The organism is Plantactinospora sp. ZYX-F-223, from assembly GCF_039649625.1.
Classification (GTDB): Bacteria; Actinomycetota; Actinomycetes; order Mycobacteriales; family Micromonosporaceae; genus Plantactinospora.
In genome coordinates, this window is sequence record NZ_JBDJAV010000001.1 from 207,138 (window position 1) to 228,451 (window position 21,314).

The 21,314-nt window shown below is 72.8% G+C and carries 19 protein-coding genes and 2 tRNA genes; 14 read left to right on the forward strand and 7 right to left on the reverse strand.

Going from position 1 to position 21,314, the window contains the following annotated elements; genetic code table 11:
- Window positions 1-184: 184 nt before the first annotated feature.
- Complete coding sequence (locus tag AAH979_RS00780) at window positions 185-1,216, forward strand: 3-isopropylmalate dehydrogenase (RefSeq protein WP_346256284.1); 1,032 nt, start codon at window positions 185-187, stop codon at window positions 1,214-1,216.
- Between the two features lie 187 nt (window positions 1,217-1,403).
- On the forward strand, window positions 1,404-2,501 hold the full coding sequence (locus AAH979_RS00785) for a branched-chain amino acid aminotransferase (protein ID WP_346256226.1): 1,098 nt from the start codon (window positions 1,404-1,406) through the stop codon (window positions 2,499-2,501).
- Between the two features lie 130 nt (window positions 2,502-2,631).
- Here AAH979_RS00785 and AAH979_RS00790 read toward each other — a convergent pair whose 3' ends face one another.
- The gene (locus AAH979_RS00790; protein ID WP_346256227.1) at window positions 2,632-3,369 is read right to left on the reverse strand and encodes a tyrosine-protein phosphatase; all 738 of its coding nucleotides are present in this window, start codon (window positions 3,367-3,369) and stop codon (window positions 2,632-2,634) included.
- A gap of 144 nt (window positions 3,370-3,513) precedes the next feature.
- Window positions 3,514-3,939, reverse strand: coding sequence for a PRC-barrel domain-containing protein (locus AAH979_RS00795; protein ID WP_346256285.1), 426 nt, complete (start codon window positions 3,937-3,939; stop codon window positions 3,514-3,516).
- A 449-nt stretch (window positions 3,940-4,388) separates the two neighbouring features.
- On the opposite strand from AAH979_RS00795, the gene cimA reads away from it, so the two are divergent.
- Both cimA and AAH979_RS00805 read left to right on the forward strand, forming a co-directional pair.
- The gene (cimA, locus tag AAH979_RS00800; protein ID WP_346256228.1) at window positions 4,389-5,978 is read left to right on the forward strand and encodes a citramalate synthase; all 1,590 of its coding nucleotides are present in this window, start codon (window positions 4,389-4,391) and stop codon (window positions 5,976-5,978) included.
- A gap of 526 nt (window positions 5,979-6,504) precedes the next feature.
- Window positions 6,505-7,020: a hypothetical protein gene (locus AAH979_RS00805; RefSeq protein ID WP_346256229.1), complete on the forward strand. Its 516-nt coding sequence runs from the start codon at window positions 6,505-6,507 to the stop codon at window positions 7,018-7,020.
- 142 nt (window positions 7,021-7,162) lie between these two features.
- Here AAH979_RS00805 and AAH979_RS00810 read toward each other — a convergent pair whose 3' ends face one another.
- Both AAH979_RS00810 and AAH979_RS00815 read right to left on the reverse strand, forming a co-directional pair.
- Window positions 7,163-8,101 (reverse strand): endonuclease/exonuclease/phosphatase family protein, encoded by a 939-nt coding sequence (locus AAH979_RS00810; protein WP_346256286.1) that lies wholly within the window; start codon window positions 8,099-8,101, stop codon window positions 7,163-7,165.
- A gap of 125 nt (window positions 8,102-8,226) precedes the next feature.
- Window positions 8,227-9,363: a hypothetical protein gene (locus AAH979_RS00815; protein WP_346256230.1), complete on the reverse strand. Its 1,137-nt coding sequence runs from the start codon at window positions 9,361-9,363 to the stop codon at window positions 8,227-8,229.
- A 170-nt stretch (window positions 9,364-9,533) separates the two neighbouring features.
- Between AAH979_RS00815 and AAH979_RS00820 the strand changes: the two genes are divergently transcribed.
- The 5 genes from AAH979_RS00820 (at window position 9,534) to arfB (ending at window position 13,996) form a co-directional block, all read left to right on the forward strand.
- Window positions 9,534-10,583, forward strand: coding sequence for an AAA family ATPase (locus AAH979_RS00820; RefSeq protein ID WP_346256231.1), 1,050 nt, complete (start codon window positions 9,534-9,536; stop codon window positions 10,581-10,583).
- A gap of 95 nt (window positions 10,584-10,678) precedes the next feature.
- Window positions 10,679-11,638: a DUF58 domain-containing protein gene (locus AAH979_RS00825; RefSeq protein ID WP_346256287.1), complete on the forward strand. Its 960-nt coding sequence runs from the start codon at window positions 10,679-10,681 to the stop codon at window positions 11,636-11,638.
- A complete protein-coding gene (locus tag AAH979_RS00830) occupies window positions 11,635-12,594 on the forward strand; it encodes a VWA domain-containing protein (RefSeq protein WP_346256232.1) in 960 nt (319 codons plus the stop codon). The genes AAH979_RS00825 and AAH979_RS00830 overlap by 4 nt, the downstream gene beginning before the upstream one ends.
- An 89-nt stretch (window positions 12,595-12,683) precedes the next feature.
- A complete protein-coding gene (locus AAH979_RS00835) occupies window positions 12,684-13,556 on the forward strand; it encodes a trypsin-like peptidase domain-containing protein (RefSeq protein ID WP_346256233.1) in 873 nt (290 codons plus the stop codon).
- A 17-nt stretch (window positions 13,557-13,573) separates the two neighbouring features.
- Window positions 13,574-13,996, forward strand: coding sequence for an alternative ribosome rescue aminoacyl-tRNA hydrolase ArfB (arfB, locus tag AAH979_RS00840; protein WP_346256234.1), 423 nt, complete (start codon window positions 13,574-13,576; stop codon window positions 13,994-13,996).
- A 13-nt stretch (window positions 13,997-14,009) separates the two neighbouring features.
- Here the strand turns inward: arfB and AAH979_RS00845 are convergent, their stop codons facing one another.
- On the reverse strand, window positions 14,010-15,047 hold the full coding sequence (locus AAH979_RS00845) for an aminotransferase class V-fold PLP-dependent enzyme (RefSeq protein ID WP_346256235.1): 1,038 nt from the start codon (window positions 15,045-15,047) through the stop codon (window positions 14,010-14,012).
- 92 nt (window positions 15,048-15,139) lie between these two features.
- Here AAH979_RS00845 and AAH979_RS00850 point away from each other — a divergent pair, with 92 nt between their 5' ends.
- The gene (locus tag AAH979_RS00850) at window positions 15,140-15,856 is read left to right on the forward strand and encodes a TetR/AcrR family transcriptional regulator (protein ID WP_346256236.1); all 717 of its coding nucleotides are present in this window, start codon (window positions 15,140-15,142) and stop codon (window positions 15,854-15,856) included.
- A gap of 133 nt (window positions 15,857-15,989) precedes the next feature.
- A complete protein-coding gene (locus tag AAH979_RS00855; protein ID WP_346256237.1) occupies window positions 15,990-16,748 on the forward strand; it encodes an SDR family oxidoreductase in 759 nt (252 codons plus the stop codon).
- Between the two features lie 52 nt (window positions 16,749-16,800).
- Here the strand turns inward: AAH979_RS00855 and AAH979_RS00860 are convergent, their stop codons facing one another.
- Both AAH979_RS00860 and AAH979_RS00865 read right to left on the reverse strand, forming a co-directional pair.
- Window positions 16,801-17,685, reverse strand: a complete 885-nt coding sequence (locus AAH979_RS00860; protein WP_346256238.1) for a 3-methyladenine DNA glycosylase — start codon at window positions 17,683-17,685, stop codon at window positions 16,801-16,803.
- A 35-nt stretch (window positions 17,686-17,720) separates the two neighbouring features.
- On the reverse strand, window positions 17,721-19,724 hold the full coding sequence (locus AAH979_RS00865) for a hypothetical protein (RefSeq protein WP_346256239.1): 2,004 nt from the start codon (window positions 19,722-19,724) through the stop codon (window positions 17,721-17,723).
- A gap of 155 nt (window positions 19,725-19,879) precedes the next feature.
- Between AAH979_RS00865 and AAH979_RS00870 the strand changes: the two genes are divergently transcribed.
- From AAH979_RS00870 to AAH979_RS00880, 3 genes are all read left to right on the forward strand, one after another.
- Window positions 19,880-20,683, forward strand: coding sequence for a fumarylacetoacetate hydrolase family protein (locus AAH979_RS00870; protein ID WP_346256240.1), 804 nt, complete (start codon window positions 19,880-19,882; stop codon window positions 20,681-20,683).
- Between the two features lie 103 nt (window positions 20,684-20,786).
- Window positions 20,787-20,861, forward strand: a tRNA-Gln gene (locus AAH979_RS00875).
- 81 nt (window positions 20,862-20,942) lie between these two features.
- A tRNA-Glu gene (locus AAH979_RS00880) sits at window positions 20,943-21,015 on the forward strand.
- Window positions 21,016-21,314 lie beyond the last annotated feature (299 nt).

Genomic DNA, 21,314 nt, shown 5'->3' on the forward strand with positions numbered 1-21,314 from the left:
TTCCCCAGCCCGCGAGCCGTTCTTCGCGCTCACCCTAGGTAGCGAAGATGGCTAGAGCATGAGTGCTGGCTGAGAAGCTCCTGTGCAGTTGTCTTTCCAGATACTGGGAGTGCCGTACCGGGACCCGGGACGGTCCCTTAACGTTCCCTAGACACGACGGAGGCAAGGGAGCTGGGACGTGGCGGTGGCGCGGATCGCGGTGGTGGCTGGCGACGGCATCGGGCCGGAGGTGGTCGAACAGGCCCGCAAGGTGCTCGGCGCCGTACTGCCCGGAGTCGAGGCCACTGAATACGATCTTGGGGCCGCCCGTTACCACCGGACCGGTGAAGTGCTGCCCGACTCCGTGCTCGCCGAGCTGGCCGAGCACGACGCGATCCTGCTCGGTGCGGTCGGCGACCCCACCGTGCCGCCCGGCGTGCTGGAGCGCGGCCTGCTGCTCAAGCTCCGCTTCGAGTTCGACCAGTACGTCAACCTCCGGCCGTCCCGGCTCTGGCCGGGCACCACCGGCCCGCTGGCCAGCGTCAAGCCGAACGAGATCGACCTGGTGGTCGTCCGGGAGGGCACCGAGGGCCTCTACGCCGGGGCCGGCGGCACGCTGCACCGGGACACCCCGGCCGAGATCGCCACCGAGGAGAGCCTGAACACCCGGCACGGCGTCGAGCGGGTGATCCGGGACGCGTTCGCCCGGGCGGGGCGCCGGGAGCGCCGCAAGGTCACCCTGGTGCACAAGACCAACGTGCTGACCCACGCCGGTTCGCTCTGGGCCCGGGCCTTCGCCGCGGTGGCCGCCGAGCATCCGGACATCGAGACCGAATACCAGCACGTCGACGCCGCCGCGATGTTCCTGGTGACCCAGCCGCAGCGGTACGACGTGGTGGTCACCGACAACCTCTTCGGGGACATCCTCACCGATATCGCCGCCGCGGTCACCGGCGGGATCGGGCTGGCCGCCAGCGGCAGCATCAACCCCGAGCGGACGTACCCGTCGATCTTCGAGCCGGTGCACGGCTCGGCGCCGGACATCGCCGGTCAGGGCGTCGCCGACCCGGCCGCCGCGGTGCTCTCCACCGCGCTGCTCCTCGACCACCTGGGCCACCCCGACGCGGCCCGCCGAGTAACCGAGGCGGTCGCCGCCGAGCTGGCCACCCGCACCTCGGGCTCGCCGCGGCGCACCGCCGATGTCGGAGACCGGCTCGCCGCCCACGCGGCGTCCTGAGCCGCCCGACCCGTTCCGCCCGAGGCTCCGGCAGACCGCCGGATCTGCACGAAGGCGCGGGTGGTGCGGCTCGCCGGTCGCCCGGAGGGTCGAGGTTGAACGACCGTTCGGGTAAGTTTCAGGCACAACTCCCATGTTCCGGTCCGCCCGTGCCCGGGCACCGGTCCACTCTCTGGAGGTCAGCACGATGAGCGGTGGTGACAAGCTCGACTTCGAGATCCGTCCGAATCCTCAGCCGGTAGCCGCCGCCGAGCGCGCGGCGCTGATGGCCAACCCGGGATTCGGACGGGTCTTCACCGACCACATGGTCACGATCCGGTACGCCGAGACCAAGGGCTGGTACGACGCCCGGGTGGAGGCCCGGGCGCCGATCCCGATGGACCCGGCCAGCGCGGTGCTGCACTACGCCCAGGAGATCTTCGAGGGGCTGAAGGCGTACTCGGCGGCGGACGGCTCGGTGACGATGTTCCGGCCGGACGCCAATGCCGCCCGGTTCGCCGAGTCGGCCCGCCGGATGGCCATGCCCGAGCTGCCCGAGGCGGCGTTCCTGGACTCGCTGCGGCACCTGGTGGAGATCGACCGGGAGTGGCTGCCGACCTCCGAGGAGGGCAGCCTCTACCTGCGGCCGTTCATGTTCGCCAACGAGGTCTTCCTCGGGGTGCGCCCATCCAGCGAATACCTCTACATGGTGATCGCCTCGCCGGTCGGCTCGTACTTCGCCCGGGGCGTGCAGCCGGTCAACGTCTGGGTCTCGCCCACCTACACCCGGGCCGCGCCGGGCGGCACCGGCGAGGCGAAGTTCGGCGGCAACTACGCCTCCTCGCTGGTCGCCCAGGCCGAGGCGATCGAGCACGGCTGCGACCAGGTGGTCTTCCTGGACGCCGTGCAGCGCCGGTACGTCGACGAACTCGGCGGCATGAACATCTTCTTCGTCTACGACGACGGCACCCTGATCACCCCGCCGCTCGGCGGCACGATCCTGCGCGGCATCACCCGGGACTCGTTGATCACGCTGGTCCGGCAGTCCGGCGGTACGGTGCTGGAGCGGCCGGTGGCGTTCGACGAGTGGCGGGCCGACGCGGCCAGCGGGCGGCTGCGCGAGGTCTTCGCCTGCGGCACCGCCGCGGTGATCACCCCGATCGGCCAGGTGCGCTACCCCGACGGGGAGTTCCCGATCGCCGACGGCAGCCCCGGCGAGGTCACCATGCGGCTGCGGCAGCAGCTGGTCGACATCCAGCGGGGCCGAGCCGAGGACGGCAACGGCTGGATCCACCGGATCGGCTGAGCGGGCGGCCGCATCGACTTCGTGCGGGCGGCCCCATCGGCTGAGCGGGCGTGCCGGCACACCGGGTCGGCCGGGTCCGTGCGGACCCGGCCGGTGCCGGTGGGGTGGCCAGCTCGGCGGGTGGGTCGGCTCAGTCCAGCAGGTGGGTGCGGAGCGCGTCGATCCGGGCCGGGGCCAGGCCGGCGCCGACCAGGTAGTCCGGCACCGAGCCGTGCCGGTCGCGCAGCTCGGCCAGGAACAGGGTCATCGCCTCGGCCGGTGAGGCGAGGAACGGTGCCGGCAGCGGCGGCTCGTCCGGCATGGTGCTGGCCAGCCACTCGCTGAACCGGGCCGAGGCAGCGGTGCTCCGGGCGTAGTCGTCGGCGATGTCGGCGTCGGCGACGCCGAGCAGCGACAGGGTCAGCGCGCAGACCACCCCGGTCCGGTCCTTGCCGGCCACGCAGTGCACGAGCACCGGAGCGGCCTCGGCGTCGGCGATCACCTCGATCGCCGCCACCAGGCCGGCCGAGCCAGCGGTGGCGAGGTCGTGGTAGCGGTCCGCCAGCCAGCGGGCCAGCCCCAGTTCCTCGGAGTACGCCGACTCCTCCCACAGCGGGTGCTCGGGATGGATGTGCTGGTAGACCAGGCCGTCGTAGGCGGGTACCCGGCCGTGCCGGCGTACCTCGGCGGGGCGGCGCAGGTCGACCACGGTGCGGATGCCGAGCGCCTCGAACGCCTCCCGGTCGACGCCGTCGATCCGGTGCGGTGAGTCCGACCGGTACAACCGCTGGCGACGGACCGGTCGGCCGTCGAGCCCGGGAACGCCGCCGACGTCCCGGAAGTTGAAGAGGGTTTCGAAGGCCGTCGTACGCGTCGAAGTTCCGTCCACCCGACCACCGTAGTGCCTGTGCCGGACCACCCGACCCGTGCTTTCCGGTGCGGGAGGCCCGCGGTGCTCGGGCGGATGGACCCCGGAGACGCCGCTGGCCGGCGGGGCGGATGCCCCACCGGCCAGTTGACTGCGGGCCGCGTGTCACATGGCGCGGCCCGGCGGAACCGTCCAGCCCGAGGGGCCGTACGTCCCGCCGTAGTAGCCACCGAGCTTGTCCCGGTAGGCCGGATCCTCGTACTCGGCGCCGTCGAACTCCGGGGCGGCCTTGATCTGGTCCTTGCTCCGGTCGACGTACACCTTCCGGTCGTCGTGGTCGACGTGGTTCACCACGCCGGCCGGCAACATGACCTTCTTGCCGAAGATCCACGGGCCGGTGTCCACCACCAGGTAGCTGGCGTTCACGTCGTGGCTGGCGCTGTCGATCTTGCCAATGCCGCCGTCGGTCGCCTCCACCTTGTAGCCCACCAGGTCGGCGCCGGTCACTCCGGCGTCGTCCCGGTAGCGCCACGGGTCGAACTCGCCCGCGGGCGTGCCGCCCACGAACGCGCCACCGCCGCCATGGATCAGGGGATCCGGCGTCTGTTGCTGCGGGGTCGTCTGAGGATCGAGCCTGTCCACTGGCTATCACTCCTCTTCTCGACTGTCTCGACGTTTCTCCGCTGTCCCGAAGACACCTACCCACCGTGGTCGATACCTACACGCAAGAAACGTCGACGGCTCCGCCCACGGCGGCGCGACCCGGGTGCCGCGCCGGCCGGGGCGGCGAGGTGACCGCCCGGCGCCCCGGACCTGCGGGCCGGGCCGTCCGGTCCCGCGATGTGGATTTTTTCTCCCAGAATCTTGCGACCGTGGCAGAGTACGTTCCGTGACCTGCTCCGCACTCATTATTGGCATCTAGCGCGCCGGCATCCTCCCCCGCCGAGCGCGCAGACCTCCCGCATCCGCGGGGGGTCATTTTGTTTGTCGGGCCAGGAAGGCATCGGAGCAGGGGCTGCGCCCTTCTCGAAGGAGATCAGATGACGTACCAGGTGTTCGACACGACGCTGCGCGACGGCGCGCAGCGCGAGGGGATCAGCTACTCGGTCGTCGACAAGCTGGCGGTGGCCCGGCTGCTCGACGAGTTCGGCGTCGGCTTCATCGAGGGGGGCTGGCCGGGGGCGATGCCGAAGGACACCGAGTTCTTCCGCCGGGCCCGGACGGAGCTGGACCTGAAGCACGCCGTCCTGGTCGCCTTCGGCTCCACCCGCAAGGCCGGCGTGGCCGTCGACGCCGATCCGCAGCTTCGCGCGCTGTTGGACGCCGAGACCCCGGCGGTCTGCCTGGTCGCGAAGTCCGACATGCGGCACGTCGAGCGCGCGCTGCGCACCACCGGAGCGGAGAACCTGGCGATGGTCCGGGACAGCGTGGCTCACCTCGTCGCGCAGGGACGGCGGGCCTTCCTGGACTGCGAGCACTTCTTCGACGGCTTCCGGCACGACCCGGCGTACACCTCTTCGGTGGTGGAGACCGCGCTGGAAGCCGGCGCGGAGGTCGTGGTGATGTGCGACACCAACGGCGGGATGCTGCCCTCCCAGGTGACCGCGGCGATCGGCGAGCTGACCGAGCGGCTCGGGATCTCGCCGGCCCGGCTCGGCATCCACACCCAGAACGACACCGGCTGCGCGGTGGCGAACACCATCGCCGCGGTCGAGGCCGGGGTACGCCACTTCCAGGGCACCGCCAACGGCTACGGCGAACGGCCCGGCAACGCCGACCTGTTCGCGGTGGTCGCCAACCTGCAACTCAAGCTCGGGCTACCGGTCCTACCGGACGGGTGCCTGGAGCAGATGGTGCGCGTCTCGCACGCCATCGCAGAGATCGCCAACATCGCCCCCGACACCCACCAGGCCTACGTCGGGGCCGCCGCCTTCGCCCACAAGGCGGGGTTGCACGCGAGCGCGATCAAGGTGGATCCGCTGCTCTACAACCATGTGGACCCCGCCGTGGTGGGGAACGACATGCGGATCCTGGTGACGGAGATGGCCGGCCGGGCCAGCATCGAGCTGAAGAGCCGTGAACTCGGTCTGGACCTGGCCGACCATCCCGACGCCGCGGCGCGGGTCACCAAGCGGGTCAAGGAGCTGGAGGCCGGCGGCTGGTCGTTCGAGGCCGCCGACGCCTCGTTCGAGCTGCTGGTCCGCGCCGAGCTGCCCGGGATGAGCGCGCCCCGGCCGTTCGCGCTGGAGTCGTACCGGGTGCAGGTCGAGCACCGCGAGGACGGTGCGGTGGTCTCCGAGGCGACAGTGAAGCTCCGGGTACGCGGCGAGCGGGTGATCGCCACCGCCGAGGGGAACGGGCCGATCAACGCCCTCGACGAGGCACTGCGGGTGGCGCTGCTCCGGCACTATCCGGAACTGCGCGGGTTCGAGCTGGCCGACTACAAGGTTCGGATCCTGGAGGGCAGCCACGGCACCGGTGCGATCACCCGGGTACTGGTGGAGACGGCCGACAGCGGCGGCCGGGACTGGACCACGGTGGGCGTACACCCGAACGTGGTGGAGGCGAGCTGGCACGCACTGGTCGACGCGCTGACGTACGGGATGGCGCGTACCCCGGCCGAGGTCTGAGCCGCGGACCCAGGGACGGCCCCGCCGCGGTGACGACCGCGAGCGGGGCCGTTCCGTTCCCGGGCGCACCCGTCGCGCTTTCCGGAAGGCGAAAATGAACGTGAGATCCGAGAGCGGTACGCATTCTCGGAAATCGAGCACGGAGTGCGGCGGCCCGTTGTGTGCGGACCAAGCGGATGCCCCGGACAGGTGAAACCGCTATTGACCTGCTGCTTTGCCGAATGCTATGTTCGCTCATGGTTGTTGAGTGGCCACTCTGAGTAGTATCCGCTGGTGAACGCGGAATGACGATCGGCGCCGGTCGGGCGTTCAGCGAGCGAAACAATCGTGCGTCAAGGACTGACGCAGCCTTCCTGTCCGCCGGTGACTCGTCTCGAAAGTGCCCATGGCAATTGTCGGGCAGGCAATTTCGCTTGCGAGTCTCGCCGGGCGGGGGCGTACCCGGAACAGCAGGTCGACAGTTCGGACCATCTCCATCGTCGGAGACGACCATCACCATCGTGGGTAGAAAGAAAGAGATGACGTCATGGCCAGAATCTTTGGACGTAAGACGATCCTGCTAGTCGTCGGAGCGCTCGCGCTGACCCTCGTCGGTGGCGGCATCGCCGTCGCCGGGCCGAGCCACCGCGCCGACCCCGACGCGGTCCGGGTCAACGGCAAGATGGTCCAGCAGCCGCCGGTGACCCAGGCCGACATCGACCTGGCCAAGGCCGCGCTACTCAAGGGCGACGCGGGTGTCCAGGCGTCGAGCGCGCAGCTCTTCGCCGTGGTCAGCGCCAACGGCGGCCTGATCCGCAGCAACCAGGCCGTCGAGGCGACCTCCCTGGGCCTCGGCCTCTACCAGGTGGTCTTCAACGTGCCGGTGGCCGCCGGGGCGTTCGTCGCCACCCTCGGGTTGACCGGCAGCGTCGGCACCTCACCGTCCGGCTTCATCTCGGTGGTCGGCCGGACCAACCTGGCCCAGGGTGTCTTCGTACAGACCTGGAACGCGGCCAACCAGCCGGCCAACCGGAGCTTCCACCTGGCAGTGTTCCTGCCCTGACCCCCGGTGCCGCCGGCCTCCGTGTCCCCCCGAACGGACACGGAGACCGGCGGCGTCTGGTGGGGGTGGCCCAGGGGGCACGGGGTCGCCCGGTCCCCGGCGATGGCACCGTCGGAGCCGAACCGCCGATATCCGGGCTCGGTCAGCGAGCCGGGAGGACAAGTTCGGCCAGTATCGGGCGGTGGTCGGAGCCGGGCAGCCGGAACACCGCCACCCGGTCGACCGCGATCCGCCGGTCCACCAGTACGTGGTCGATGGTCACCGGTGGGATCGGGTCGCCGTCGTACGGGCCCCAGGTGCCGGTGAGCCCCGCCCCGACCGAGTCGGCGGCGTCGGCGTACCCGGTGTCGAGCAGGTCGCGCAGCGGGGCGTGGTCGAGAGTGGCGTTGAAGTCCCCGGCCAGGATCCGCAGCGGCCCGTCCGGAGTGGCCGGTGGCTGGGCCCGCAGGTCGGCGCGCCAGGCCGCCAGCCAGGCCAGCGTGGCGGGCGCCATCGGATGCACCGACTCCACCAGCACCGCCGGCCCGTCCGGGGGCTGGAGCGTGGCGTATGCCTGGGAGAAGCCGCCCCCGTTGCGCCGGGTACCGGTCTCCCGGAGCGGATGGCGGGAGTACAGCGCCGACCCGGTCGTGCCGACCTCCGGATTGACCTGCCGGTACGGCAGCAGTTCGGCCAGGCCCAGCCGGTCCAGTGCCGCCTCGGCCTCGGGGGTGAACTCCTGCGCGGCGAGCACGTCGACCCGGGCGCTCCGGACCAGCGCGACGAGCGCCTCCGGCTCGGCGGCCCCGGCGAGCAGGTTGGCGGTGAGTACCCGCAGCGGCGTGCCCTCGGCGGCCGGTTGACGGTCCGGCAGCGCCCGGGGCGCGACCAGCGCGACCAGCACGAGCGCGGCGGCGGCCGCGGCGCCCGCCGGCCACCAGCGCCGGGCGGCCAGGGCCAGCCCGAGCGGGGCCAGCGTCCAGGCCAGCAGGTACGGCGTGAACGCCAGCAGTTGCACCAGCGGGCCCCGCTCCAGCCCGGTCAGCCGTACCGCCAGCAGGCCGAGCACGGGGAGCACCAGCAGCCAGCAGAGCCCGGTCAGCAACCGCCGATGCGTCCGGCTCGGCGCGGCCGGTGGCGGGGGTTCCGGGTCGAGATCGACATCCACACCGGCACGCTAACCCTCGGGTGTGGAGAGCCGGTGAAGAACGTGTGCGGGGTGCCGATCTAGTGCCCGCCGGGCCAGGTGTTGGTCAGCACCCCGGTCAGCGCGTCGTACCGGTGCACGGTGGTCCGGTGCGCCCCGCCCGACTGGTGGTCCTTCACCTGGCTGACCAGTACGCCGATCTTCACGTGGTCCCGGCTGACCACCGAGCGCCACGGTACGCCGTCCCGGGCGACGTCGACCTGGTGCGAGAAGTTCCCGTCCGGGGCGGTGATCGAGTAGCGCGGCCCGGCCGGCGGGTCGATGTCCAGCCCGCCGTCGGCCCGGATGGTGAGGGTGACGACCAGGTTGTTGTCGAGGTCGTGGATCTGCGCCGGGTCACCGGCGTAGAAGCGGCTGCGGCCTTGGCCCTGGATGTCCATCCCGTTGTAGTAGGTCTTGCCCTGGGCGTCGACCCAGAAGTGCGGCACGTGCGCCTTGGGCGCGCCGTAGGTGAGGCCGGGGTAGTACGCGAGGTGCCAGTGCGGCGGGTTGTCCGGGTGCAGCACGTTGTTGGTCTCGAAGCCCATCAGCGAGAAGAAGTGCCCCTTGCGGCGTGCCTCGGCGACCAGCCCGGAGTCCCGGAGCGCCGCCTCGCTGGCGATCATGTGGTTGATCACGGAGGCGGCCTGTGTCGCCGGCCAGGCGACGGTGGTCCACGGCCCGGCCACCCGGTCCGGGTCGTTGTGCTCGATCCGCCAGTGCAGCCCGGTCGAGGTGTCCGGGCTGAGCATGCTCCAGACCTGCACGGTCGCCTGGTTGGCGTTCACCGACGACCAGGTCACCGGCAGGGTGAAGCTGATCCGGTAGGGCGTGCCGGGGTGCCGGCGGATCGCCAGCCGGGTGTCCGAGGCGACCACCGAGCCGACCCAGGTGCCGGGCCAGTCGACGGTGACGGTGACCGCCTCGCTGCGCGGCCCGCGGACGAAGGAGTAGTACTCCGCCCGGCTGGCCACCTGGGTCGCGGTGCCGGGGACGAGCTCGTAGCCGACGGGCAGGGTGATCCGGGGCGTGCCGGGCTCACCGGGGATCGCCTTGACCAGCCGGAAGCCGGCGTAGCTCGGCGGGGGAACCGGATCGGGAGCCGCCGCCGCGGGTGCCGCGAAGACCGCCACCGAGGCGACCGCCAGCAGCACCGCTCCGCACCGTCGCAGCAACACAGTGCCTCCTGCGTTTCGTCCCGTCCCGGCTCCGCTGACGGGTTTGTGTGCCGCCGATTTTATTGGTACGCCGGAGGTTTCCGGCGCCCCGAGTTATGCGTGTGACGGAACTTGTCATGACGCTGTGGTGGCCGGGGGTTTGCCGCCGGTGACCTCGGGAAGCCCGCACCGTGACGGACATGTCAGACACCGTGGCCACCCGCCCCAGGCCGGTCGAGACGGCCTCCGCCGGCCCCGAGCTGGAGCAGGCCCTCTTCGAGGTCAAGCGGGTGATCGTCGGGCAGGACAAGATGGTGGAGCGGCTCTTCACCGCGTTGCTGGCCGACGGGCACTGCCTGCTGGAGGGCGTACCGGGGGTGGCGAAGACACTCGCCGCGCAGACCCTGGCCGTCGCGGTGGGCGGGAGTTTCTCCCGGATCCAGTTCACTCCGGACCTGGTGCCGTCGGACATCGTCGGTACCCGGATCTACCGGGCCTCCTCGGAGAGCTTCGACGTGGAGCTGGGTCCGGTGATGGCGAACCTGGTACTGGCCGACGAGATCAACCGGGCGCCGGCCAAGGTGCAGTCGGCGTTGCTGGAGGCGATGGCCGATCGGCAGGTCTCGATCGGCGGGCGGAGCTATCCGGTGCCGGAGCCGTTCCTGGTCCTCGCCACCCAGAACCCGATCGAGTCGGAGGGGGTCTACCAGCTACCGGAGGCGCAACGCGACCGGTTCCTGCTGAAGATCCTCGTCGACTACCCCACCGACGTCGACGAGCTGGCCATCCTCTACCGGATGAGCGCGGAGCGGCCGACCGCGCGGGCGGTACTGGATCCGGAGCGGCTGCGCGCCCTCCAGGACCGGGCCTCCCGGGTCTTCGTGCACCACGCGCTGGCCGAGTACGTCGTACGGCTGATCCTGGCCACCCGGGATCCGGCCCGGTTCGGGGTGCCGGAAGTCGCGCCGCTGCTCGCGTACGGGGCGAGTCCGCGGGCCACCCTCGGTCTGGTCGCCGCCGCCCGGGCCCAGGCCCTGCTGCGCGGCCGGGACTACGTGCTCCCCGACGACGTACGCGAACTCGCCTCCGACGTGATCGCGCACCGGCTGGTGCTGTCGTTCGACGCGATCGCCGACGGGGTACCGGCGGAGTCGGTGGTACGCCGGCTGGTCGAGGCGGTCCCGCCGCCCCGGATCGCGCCGAGCCGCGAGGAACAGCGGCGCGGCCTGGCGGTCGCGTGAGCCGGGTCAGCCGGACGGGTCGGGACGCCCGGACGGGTGGTCGGATTCCCCGGATCGGCTTAGATGGCGCCCAGCGGGCCAGTGGCGACCCGACGCTGGGCCAGCTCGCTCCCGAGCACCGGCTGCGCCGGCTGGAACTGCTGGTCACCCGCCGGCTCGACGGGCTGCTGCACGGCCAGCACCTCGGCTTGCTCCCCGGCCCCGGCAGCGAGTACAGCGGCGCCCGGGAATACCGGCCCGGCGAGGACGAGGTACGCCGGATGGACTGGGCGGTGACCGCCCGGACCACCCTGCCGCACGTCCGGGAGGTGGACGCCGACCGGGAACTGACCACCTGGCTGCTGGTCGACTCCACCCCCAGCATGCACTTCGGCACCGCCGAGCTGGACAAGCGGGAACTCGCCGTGGCCGCCACGGCGGCGGTCGGCTTCCTCACCGCCGGGGTGGGCAACCGGCTCGGCGCACACCTGCTCGACGGCACCGGCATCCGCCGCTTCCCGGCCCGGACCGGTCGGACCCATCTGCTGGGCCTGCTCACCATGCTGCTCGCGGCGCCCCGGCGCGACACCTCCGGCGCTGCCCCGTCGCTCGCCGACGCGGTCACCACGCTGCACCGGGCCACCGCCGGCCGGGGCCTGGCGGTGCTGGTCTCGGACTTCCTCGACGGGCTGCCCGAGACCGAGGGCGGCCCGCCGGACTGGGAGCGGGCCGTCCGCCGGCTCGGCGTACGCCACCAGGTGCTGGCGGTGGAGGTGGTCGACCCGCGCGAACTGGAGCTGCCGGACATCGGACTGGTCACCCTGGTCGACCCGGAGACGGGCCGGCGGCGCGAGGTGTCCACTGCGGACCGCCGGCTCCGGGAGCGGTACGCCGCCGCAGCGGCCGGCCAGCGCGAACTGGTCCGGCAGGCGCTGCGCCGGGCGGGCGCCGCGCACCTGTCCTTGCGTACCGACCGGGACTGGATCGCGGACATCGTCCGACACGTACACACCCAACGGCGGCTGGCCGGCGCGGCCCGGCCGCCCGTGGCAGCGGTACGGGGAGGCGCGGCATGACCTGGCAGTCTCCGGAGCGGCTGTTCCTGCTGCTCGGCGTGGTCGGGCTCGGCATCTGGTACGTCGTGCTGCAACGCCGGCGCAGCCGGTACGCCGTCCGCTTCACCAACCTGCGGCTGCTGGACCGGGTCGCGCCGGACCGGCCGTCCTGGCGGCGGCACCTGCCGGCCGGATTGTTCCTGGCCATGCTGGCGCTGCTGGTCGTCGGCTTCGCCCGGCCGGAGGCGGAGGTCAGGGTGCCCCGGGAGCGGGCCACCGTGATGGTCGCGGTGGACGTCTCCACCTCGATGCTGGCCACCGACGTCGAACCGGACCGGCTGGCGGCGGCGAAGTCGGCGGCGCACCGGTTCGTCGAGACGCTGCCCGACGAGTTCAACGTCGGGCTGGTCGCCTTCGCCGGCAGCGCGGCGGTACTCGTGCCGCCGGGCACCGACCGGTCGGCGCTGCACTCCGGGATCAGACGGCTCGCCGAGGGCAGCACCGGAGTGCAGGGCACCGCCATCGGGGAGGCGATCGGCACCTCGCTGGAGGCGATCAGGACCTTCGACGCCCATGCCGCGAAGAACCCGCCGCCGGCCCGGATCGTGCTGCTCTCCGACGGGGCGAACACCTCCGGACGCGATCCGATGTCCGCCGCCGACGAGGCGGTGAAGGTGGGCGTACCGGTGCACACCATCTCGTTCGGCACCGCCGCAGGCTACGTCGCCCGGGGCGGCCGGCCGATCAGGGTACCGGTGGACGGCCAGACCCTGCGGGCGGTCGCCGAGCAGACCAAGGGCGGCTACCACGAGGCGGGCAGCAGCGCCGAGCTGCGTGCCGTGTACGAGGACATCGGGACCTCGGTCGGCTACCGCACGGAGAAGCAGGACATCTCCGCCCGGTTCATCGGCATCGGGCTGCTGCTGGCCCTGGCGGCGGCGGGTGGCTCGATGGCGTGGTTCTCCCGGCTGCCATAGACCGCGCCGGACCGGCTCGGCCCCGCCGAGGCGGACGGACCGGCACCCCTGCTGCCCTGATCCGACGATGGACTGACGAGGAGTGAGCTATGGCAACGCAGACCGGACTCGGCGAACCCCGCGGTCCATGGTTCATCTCACCCGACCTGGAACCGGACGGGCGCGGCGTTCCGGGCGTACCCGGTGAGGTGCTGGCGGCCGACCGGGCGACCCGGCGGCGGCGCGCGCTGCTCGCCGCGCTGGCGGTGGTCGCGCTCGCCATCGGCTCCGGCGGCCTGGCCGGCGGCTACGTGGCCAGCCAGGAGACGACGGAGCGGGGCAGGGCGGCGCAGGCCGCCATCCCGGCCGACCTGGTGGCCGCCGCCGCGCAGGTGGTGCCCGGCGTGGTCTCGGTGATGGTGGCCGGGGGCGGCAAGTCGGCCAGCGGCTCCGGGTTCGCCATCGACGACCTCCAGCACATCGTCACCAACGACCACATCGTGGCCCGGGGCGGCGGCGGGGAGCCCGGCGGCGCGGTGATGGTGGAGACCTCGGACGGGCGGCAGTTCCCGGCCCGGCTCGTCGGCCGGGACTCCAGCAGCGACATCGCGGTGCTCCGGGTGCCGCCGTCGGCCGGACTGACGGCACTGCCGCTGGCCAAGCCCGGCGCCACCCGGGTCGGTGAGCCGGTGCTCGCGGTCGGCTCGCCGCTGGGGCTCGCCGGCACGGTGACCGCCGGCATCGTCAGCGCGCTGGACCGCCAGGTGAAGCTGGGCGAGAACCGGCACAGCGCGGTGCAGACCGACGCCTCCATCAATCCCGGCAACTCCGGTGGTCCGCTGGTCAATGCCCGGGGTGAGGTGGTCGGGGTGAACACCGCGATCGCCACCATCGACGGCAGCGGCTCGATCGGGATCGGCTTCGCCATCCCGATCGAGCAGGTGCAGCAGACGGCGGACACCATCATCGGCAAGGGCGGCTGAGCCGTACGGTTGACATCATGACACCCCTGACCATCCGACCCGGCCTCGTCATCCCGGAGGCGGAACTGCACTGGCGGTTCTCCCGGTCCAGCGGCCCGGGCGGACAGGGCGTGAACACCACCGACTCCCGGGCCGAGCTCTCCTTCGACGTGGCGAACTCGACGGCGCTGCCGGAGCGGCTCAAGGCCAGGGCGCTGGACCGGCTGGGCGGCCGGCTCTCCGACGGCGTACTGACGGTCTCGGCGTCGGAGCACCGAGCCCAGCTCCGCAACCGGGAGGCCGCGCAGGCCCGGCTCACCGCGCTGCTGGCCGACGCGATCGCGCCACCGCCGCCGCCGCGACGACCCACCAAACCGAGCCGCGGTGCCAAGGAGCGCCGGCTCGCCGAGAAGAAGCGCCGCAGCCAACTCAAGCAGCTACGCCGCCCCGACGCGGACTGACCCCCGGTGCCGGTCAGGACGTCAGGGCGGCCAGGGCCAGGTCGACGTCCTGCTCGGTGGAGTAGAGGTGGAACGAGGCGCGTACCCGACCGGCCCGGACCGCGGCGCGGACACCGGCCGCCGCCAGCTTCTCCGCCGCATCGGGTACGTCGACGGTGACGATCGCGCTGTCCCGGGGCGGCTGGCCGAGGCCGGCCAGGAACCGGTTGGCCAGCCCGACGTTGTGCTCCCGGATCGCCGGCAGCCCCACCTCGACCAGGAGTTCCAGGGCCGGAGCCGCGCCGACGAAGCAGAACCAGGCCGGGGAGAGGTCGAACCGGCGGGCGTCGTCGGCCAGCCGTAGCGGCGGGCCGTAGTAGGAGGCGTGCGGGTCGGAGCCGGCGTACCAGTTGGCGGCGAGCGGGGTGATCCGGTCCCGGACCCGGGGACCGAGGTAGCCGAACGCGGCGCCGCGCGGCGCCATCAGCCACTTGTACGCGCCGACGGCGACCACGTCCGCCCGGCCCGCGTCGAACGGCAGCCAGCCGCAGCCCTGGGTGGCGTCGACCACCACCAGCGCGTCGTGCGCCTCGGCGGCGGCCAGGATCTCGTCGTACCGGGCGACGGAGCCGTCCGCCGACTGGACCAGGCTGAACGCGACGAGGTCGGTGTTGTCGTCGACCGCCTCGGCGAGCCGGTCCGCCGGCACGGTGCGGACCCGCACCCCGCGCTCGGCGTGCACCAGCCAGGGAAAGAGGTTGGAGGTGAACTCCACCTCCGGCGCCAGCACGGTGGCTCCGGCGGGCAGGGCGGCCCCGACCGGGGCGAGCAGCTGGGAGACGCTCGCCCCGACGGTCACGTCCGAGACCGGTACGGCGACCAGCCGGGCGAAGGCGGCCCGGGAGCGGTGGGTCGAGGCGTCCCACCCCTCCCAGGAGGTACGACCGGTGCGCCAGTCGGCGAGGGCGGCCTGGAGCGCCTCCCAGGCCGGCTCCGGCGGCAGCCCGTAGCTGGCGGTGTTCAGCCAGCCCGGCTCCGGTTTCCACAACTGTTGTGCCCCAGAGAGATCCACTCGGCCAGCGTAGTACCGCGATCCACGAGGTCGTGTAACGGCGATTACACTTCTTTTGTAGCTGCGCTACGCGAAGTGTTATCGTCGTTTACGTGGACGCGAGAACACGGATACTGCACGCTGCGGCCGAGTTGCTGGCCCGGTCGCCGGAGGCGGACGTCTCGACCCGGGCGGTCTGCGAGGCCGCCGGGGTGGGCGCACCCGCGCTCTACCGGCAGTTCGGCGACAAGGAGGGGTTGCTCGCCGCCGTGGTCGACTTCGGTTTCGAGCAGTACCTGGCCGGCAAGCGGGCGGCGGTCCCCTCGGACGACCCGGTGCGCGACCTCCGCGACGGCTGGGACAACCACGTCGCCTTCGCGCTGGAGAACCCGAACTTCTACCGACTGATGTACTCCCCAGGGCTCTCCACCCCGCCCGCCGCCGCGACCGAGGCGCACCAACTGCTGCTCGGCGTACTGGAGCGCTGCGCCGCGGCCGGACGGCTGCGGATCAGTCCCCGGTTGGCGGCCCAGATGGTGATGCCGGCGAACGCCGGTGTCGCCTTGCTGCTGATCACCCGCCCGACCATCTATCCCGACGTCACCCAGGTGGCGACCCGGGTACGCGAGGCGATCGTCACCGCCATCGTGACCCCGGACGCCTCCGGCGGGCCGGAGCAGTCGACCGGACCCGGTGGCAACGTCGCGGTGGCCGCCGCGAACCTCGGCGCGCTGCTGCCGGCACTGCCGGACAGTCCACTGTCGCCGGCCGAGACCGCCCTGCTGCTGGAGTGGCTGACCCGACTGGCCGACCGCCCGGCCACCGCCTGACCCGGTCGCCCGCCGAACCCCCGGCGGCTGACCCGGCCGGCCGAGCCGGGAGGACGGCACGACGAAACCCGGCGGACGTCGCAGCCGGCGACGCCGCGCACCCCGAAACCGCGAGAACAGCAAGGAGAACCCTGTGTCCACCCCGTCCATCCCCGCCACCCCGAACGGTCGTACCGCTGTGGTCACCGGCGGCTCCCGCGGCATCGGCCGCCGGGTCGTCACCCGGCTCGCCGCCGACGGCTTCGCCGTCGTGGTCGGCTACGCCGGCAACCAGGTCGAGGCCGAGGCCGCGGTCAAGGAGGTCGAGACGGCCGGCGGCCGGGCGATCGCCGTACGGGCCGACGTGGCCGACGAGCACGCGGTCGCCGCACTCTTCGACACCGCCGAGCGGACCTTCGGCGGCGTCGACGTGGTCGTGCACGCGGCCGGCCGGATGCCGCTGGCGCCGCTCGCCGAACTCGACCTGGCCGACCTGGACGACCTGCACCGGACCAACATCCGGGGTACCTTCGTCGTCGACCAGCAGGCGGTACGCCGGCTCCGCCCCGGCGGCGCGCTGGTCAACTTCTCCTCCTCGGTCGTCGGCCTCGCCTTCCCCAACTACAGCGCCTACGCCGCCAGCAAGGGCGCGGTCGAGGCGATGACCCTGGTACTGGCCCGGGAGATGCGCGGCCGGGACGTCAGCGTCAACGCCGTCGCACCCGGGCCGACCGCCACCGACCTGTTCCTGCGGGCCAACAACGAACAGCGGATCGCCCAGCTCGCGGCCCAGGCACCGCTGGAGCGGCTCGGCACTCCCGACGACATCGCCGAGACGGTGGCCTTCCTGGCCAGCCCGGCCGGGCACTGGGTCAACGGCCAGGTGCTGCGGGCCAACGGCGGAATCATCTGACCCGATCGGCGCCGGGCCGGCTGGCGGCCGCCGCCGTCGGCGTGGCCCACAGTCAGCCGAGCTCGGCTGCCGCCGCCAGTGCGGCGAGCAGCCGGGCCCGGAGCGGGGCGGCCCGCTCGGCGAAACCGCGCTGGGCGGCGGCGTACTCGGCCCGGCCCTCGGGGGTCTCCACCCGGACCGGCGGATAGCCGAGCGCGGCCAGGTCGTACGGGCTGGCCCGCATGTCCAGGGTGCGGATCTCCCGGGCCAGCGCGAACGCGTCGGCGACCAGTTCGCCCGGCACCAGGGGGGAGAGCTTGTAGGCCCATTTGTAGAGGTCCATGTTGGCGTGCAGGCAGCCCGGCTGCTCGTTGTCGGCTTGCGTCTCGCGGCTCGGGGCGAGCAGGTTCAGCGGTCGGGCCGGCGGGGTGAAGAACCGGTACGCGTCGAAGTGGCTGCACCGGATCCGGTTGCCCTCCACCACCCGGGCGGTCTGCTCGGGCGAGAGTCGCAGCGGCCAGGCGTTGTGCCGTACCTCCGCCTGGGTCTGCCGGTAGACCATGGCCCACTCGTGCATCCCGAAGCAGCCGAACTGGCCGGGCCGGCCGGCGGTACGGGTCAGCAGGGTGCGGATCCAGTCCACCGAGTCGCCCCGGCGCCGGCGTACCGCCTCGGTGTCGAGAATGAGGCCCGCGTCCCCGGCGCGGTAGTCCCGGCCGAACTCGGCCGGGTCGGCGTCCCGGAGCACCACTCCGGCACCGGGATGCCAGCGGCGAAGCTGCGCCGGCCGGTGCGAGTAGTAGGTGAAGAGGAAGTCCTCCACCGGATGCCGGGTGCCGCTGCCCCGCCGGGCCAGGTGCGGCACCAGCCACTCGTCCACCCGCCGCTCGTGGGCCGCCCGCCGGGCACGCCACTGCGCCGCGTCGAGCACGACGGTACGGGCGAGGGCGGCGGTCACCGCTCCAGGGTACGGCGCCCGCCGCGCGGGTCTGCCTAGTGCGGGACGTCGACGCTGACCCCGGCGGAGAAGACGGCGCTGCGCAGCTCGATCCGGGTCGGTTCGACCGCACCGGTCGAGGCGAACACCAGCGGCATGATCATGCGCTGGCCGGCCGGTACCGGTTCGGCGAACGGGTCCTTCCCGGCGTTGGCGATCTGCGTCGCCGCCACGTCGGCACCGACCCAGTCCCCGTTGGGCAGGTACGCCCGCTGCAGCGTGCCGTGCCACTGCTGGCTCTTGTCGGTCAGGTTGCGTACCCCGAGGATCGCCTGGCAACCGCCGGGTGCCGGCGGGCAGACCAGCCGGTAGACGGTGAACTCGAAGGCGCTCTCCCGCAGGCTCGTACCGACCGGCCCGGCCACGGTCTTGCCCACCCACGCCCCGCTGGACGGCTGCCGGTTGCCGTTGATCGCGCTCACCTGGCTCGACCCGGTCCACGCGGTGAGCGCGGCCAGGGCCACCGCCAGCAGGGCGGCGGAACCGACCGCGGCCCACGCCGGCGGCCTGGGACGCCGTCGAGGCGGCCGGTAGGTGGTGGCCGGATGCGGGGCGGGGCGGGCCCGGCCGACCACCGGGGCGAGTTCCTCGTCGGTCGGCTCCGGCGGCTCCGGTACGGGCTCCTCGGCCGGCTCCTCGGCGTCGGCCGGCGCGGCGGTGCGGGGCGGTACCGGCGCCCGCCCGACGTAGCGGGCCCCGCCGGCGATGCCGACCAGGCCACCTGACTCGTCATCACCCGGCTCGTCGGCTGCGGCCAGCCCGCCGTCCCGGAGCAGCCCGCCGCCGTCCACCACCGCGTCGTCGACCGGCCGCCGCTGTTCCAGCGGAGCCCCGCCCCTGGTCGCACCCGCCTGCTCGCCCGGGATCTGGTGATCCTGGGCCCAGGTCTGGTGATCCTCGCCTCCGGCCTGGTGATCCTCGCGCTGGGACCGGTGAGCGGACGCACCGGTCTTCCCGGTCACCGGGGGCTCCGCCGGGGCGGCCAGCTCCGCCGCGCCGCCGATCCGGGGGTGGCCGGTGGCCCGCCGTACGCTCTCCGGCACCGGGATCTTGTGGTCCCCGCGTACCCGGGCCCGGGCCCGGGCGATCGGGTTGCCGGACCTGCGGACCCGCCGGGCCGCCGCCGCGGCCTGCTTCTCGGCGGCGCGCTGCTCCGCTGCGGCCTGCTTCTCGGCGGCGCGCTGCTCCGCCGCTTCCCGCTTCGCGGCCCGTTTGGCCGCCCGCCGGTCGGTACCGTCGCCAGGCGTGGTGTTGACCTGGTTGGCGGCGCGGCGCCGGCGTAGTCGCCGCCACCAGAGCGCACCACCGGCCGCGGCGAGCAGCACCAGCACCGCGAGCGCGGTACCCAGCAGGGTGCCACGGCGCCACCAGGGCGGGGAGGCAGCCGCCTGCGCCTGCGCCGAGTCGTCCGAGCCGGGACCGGCGGCGGCCGCCCGGGCCTGGTTCCAGGTCGCGGTCGCGCAGTCGTACGGCATGTTGCCGCCCGCGACGAAGGCGCAGGCCGGGGCGGTGACGTCGGCCCCGCGGGCCGGCGGTACGAGGGTGGTGCTGAGCAACGCAGTGCTGCGGGCGCCGAGCTGGACCTGCCAGACAACCTCGGTACCGAGCTGCCCCGGCATGGTGCCGGGCGCGCTCGCCGCGCCGCCCTGGCTGATCATGGCCGGGGTGGCGCCCGGTGGCAGTTCCTGCCGGACCGTCGTCTTCACCATGCCGTCGGTGCCGTTGCGCACCCGGATCTCGTAGCGGGGCGCCGGATCGCCGGACGTGCTCATCGCGAGGGTGATCAGCGGGCTGGTCGGCCGGATCGGGGCGTTGGCCGCCCTGGCCGGGGCGTTGCCCGCTCGGGCCTGGGTCGCCTTGGCAGGGGCGTTGCCCGCTCGGGCCTGGGTCGCCTTGGCAGGGGCGTTGGCCGCCTGGACGGGGGCGCCGGGCGCGGTGGCGGCCAGCAGGCAACCCGCGATCACCGCCCCCACCGCACGTAGTCGGATCGATGCAGGCATCACGAAGTCTCCTCCCGCCCCGAACGCTAAGCCGGACGGGCGGCCGGCTGGCGGGGAAGGATCGAACCGCCGCCAGTGGCTGGCCTGCTGCGGTATGGTGCCGCCGCGCCGCACGCGGCGCCGGCACCAGCTCCCGGTGGGGATAGATTGGCGGCGTGCGTATCGCTCGTTTCGCTCATGCAAAGGGAATGTCGTTCGGCGTGGTCGAGGGTGACCCGGAGGCCGGTCCCGAGGGCCTGACCGTGGCCGAGATCGAGGGCCATCCGTTCGGCGAGATCCGGTTCACCACCGCCCGCTGGGCGCTGGCCGACGTCCGGCTGCTCTCGCCCATCCTGCCGAGCAAGGTGGTGTGTGTCGGACGCAACTACGCCGAGCACGCCGCCGAACTCGGCAACGACGTACCGGCCGAGCCGCTGCTCTTTCTCAAGCCGTCGACCTCGGTGATCGGTCCCCGGGACGCGATCCGGCTCCCGACCCAGTCCAAGCAGGTCGAGCACGAGGCCGAGCTGGCCGTGGTGATCGGGCCGCCCGGCGCGCGCCGGGCCGACCGGGCCGCCGCCGCCCGGGCCGTCTTCGGCTACACCTGCGCCAACGACGTGACCGCGCGGGACCTGCAACGCTCGGACGGGCAGTGGACCCGGGCCAAGGGCTTCGACTCGTTCTGCCCGCTCGGCCCGTGGATCTCCACCGGGATCGACGTCAGCGACGTCGAGGTCCGCTGCGAGGTGGGTCGGGGCGCGGACGAGATGGAGGTACGCCAGCTCGGCCGGACCAGGGACATGGTCTTCGACGTTCCGACCCTGGTGTCCTATATCTCGCACGTGATGACGCTGCTCCCGGGCGACGTGGTGCTGACCGGCACACCGGCGGGGGTTAGTCCGATCGTCGACGGGGATACCGTCACGGTCCGCGTCGGCGGCATCGGCGAGCTGTCGAACCCGGTGGTGACCCTCGACTGAGGTCCGGCGGGGGCGGCGGCGGTACGGTGTCGCCCGGTACCGACCCGATTTGGTCTGCACCACCGGGTCCGGTAAAGTTCGCTTTCGGTGCGACGAGCACCGATGGGGTATGGGGTAATTGGCAGCCCGACTGATTCTGGTTCAGTTAGTCTAGGTTCGAGTCCTGGTACCCCAGCCACCGAAACCCGAAAGGGTGCCGGTAGCTGGTCTCTGGTAGAGTTCAGCAGCGTTGATCGCAAGGTCAACAACGGGAAGTCCTGGCCCCGTCGTCTAGCGGCCTAGGACGCCGCCCTCTCAAGGCGGTAGCGCCGGTTCGAATCCGGTCGGGGCTACGACCGACGGCCCGCGTCACTCCGGTGGCGCGGGCCGTTTCCGTTCCGTACGCCACGTCCGTACGCCTCCCGGGAATGCGCGCCTTCGGCACGTCATCGACATGCCCTCGGCGTCGAGGATCTCCCCCGGCCGAGCGGGGCGTCAGCCAGTTCCCGATGTCGAGCATGGCACACCCGGCCCGACCTGGTACTCGAAACGAACCACTTGGCGTGCCGGTGCTCCGGCCCGGTACGGGCACGGATGCCGGTGTTCTCCGACGGCCGCCGGTCCCGCGCCCCGGTGGCCCGCGATCCAGCGC

Excerpts from the sequence above, each read along its gene's own strand:
- AAH979_RS00785 (WP_346256226.1), top strand. The coding sequence starts at position 1,404 with ATGAGCGGTGGTGACAAGCTCGACTTCGAGATCCGTCCGAATCCTCAG.
- cimA (WP_346256228.1), top strand. The coding sequence starts at position 4,389 with ATGACGTACCAGGTGTTCGACACGACGCTGCGCGACGGCGCGCAGCGC.
- AAH979_RS00805 (WP_346256229.1), top strand. The coding sequence starts at position 6,505 with ATGGCCAGAATCTTTGGACGTAAGACGATCCTGCTAGTCGTCGGAGCG.
- AAH979_RS00830 (WP_346256232.1), top strand. The coding sequence starts at position 11,635 with ATGACCTGGCAGTCTCCGGAGCGGCTGTTCCTGCTGCTCGGCGTGGTC.
- AAH979_RS00835 (WP_346256233.1), top strand. The coding sequence starts at position 12,684 with ATGGCAACGCAGACCGGACTCGGCGAACCCCGCGGTCCATGGTTCATC.
- arfB (WP_346256234.1), top strand. The coding sequence starts at position 13,574 with ATGACACCCCTGACCATCCGACCCGGCCTCGTCATCCCGGAGGCGGAA.
- AAH979_RS00865 (WP_346256239.1), bottom strand. The coding sequence starts at position 19,724 with ATGCCTGCATCGATCCGACTACGTGCGGTGGGGGCGGTGATCGCGGGT.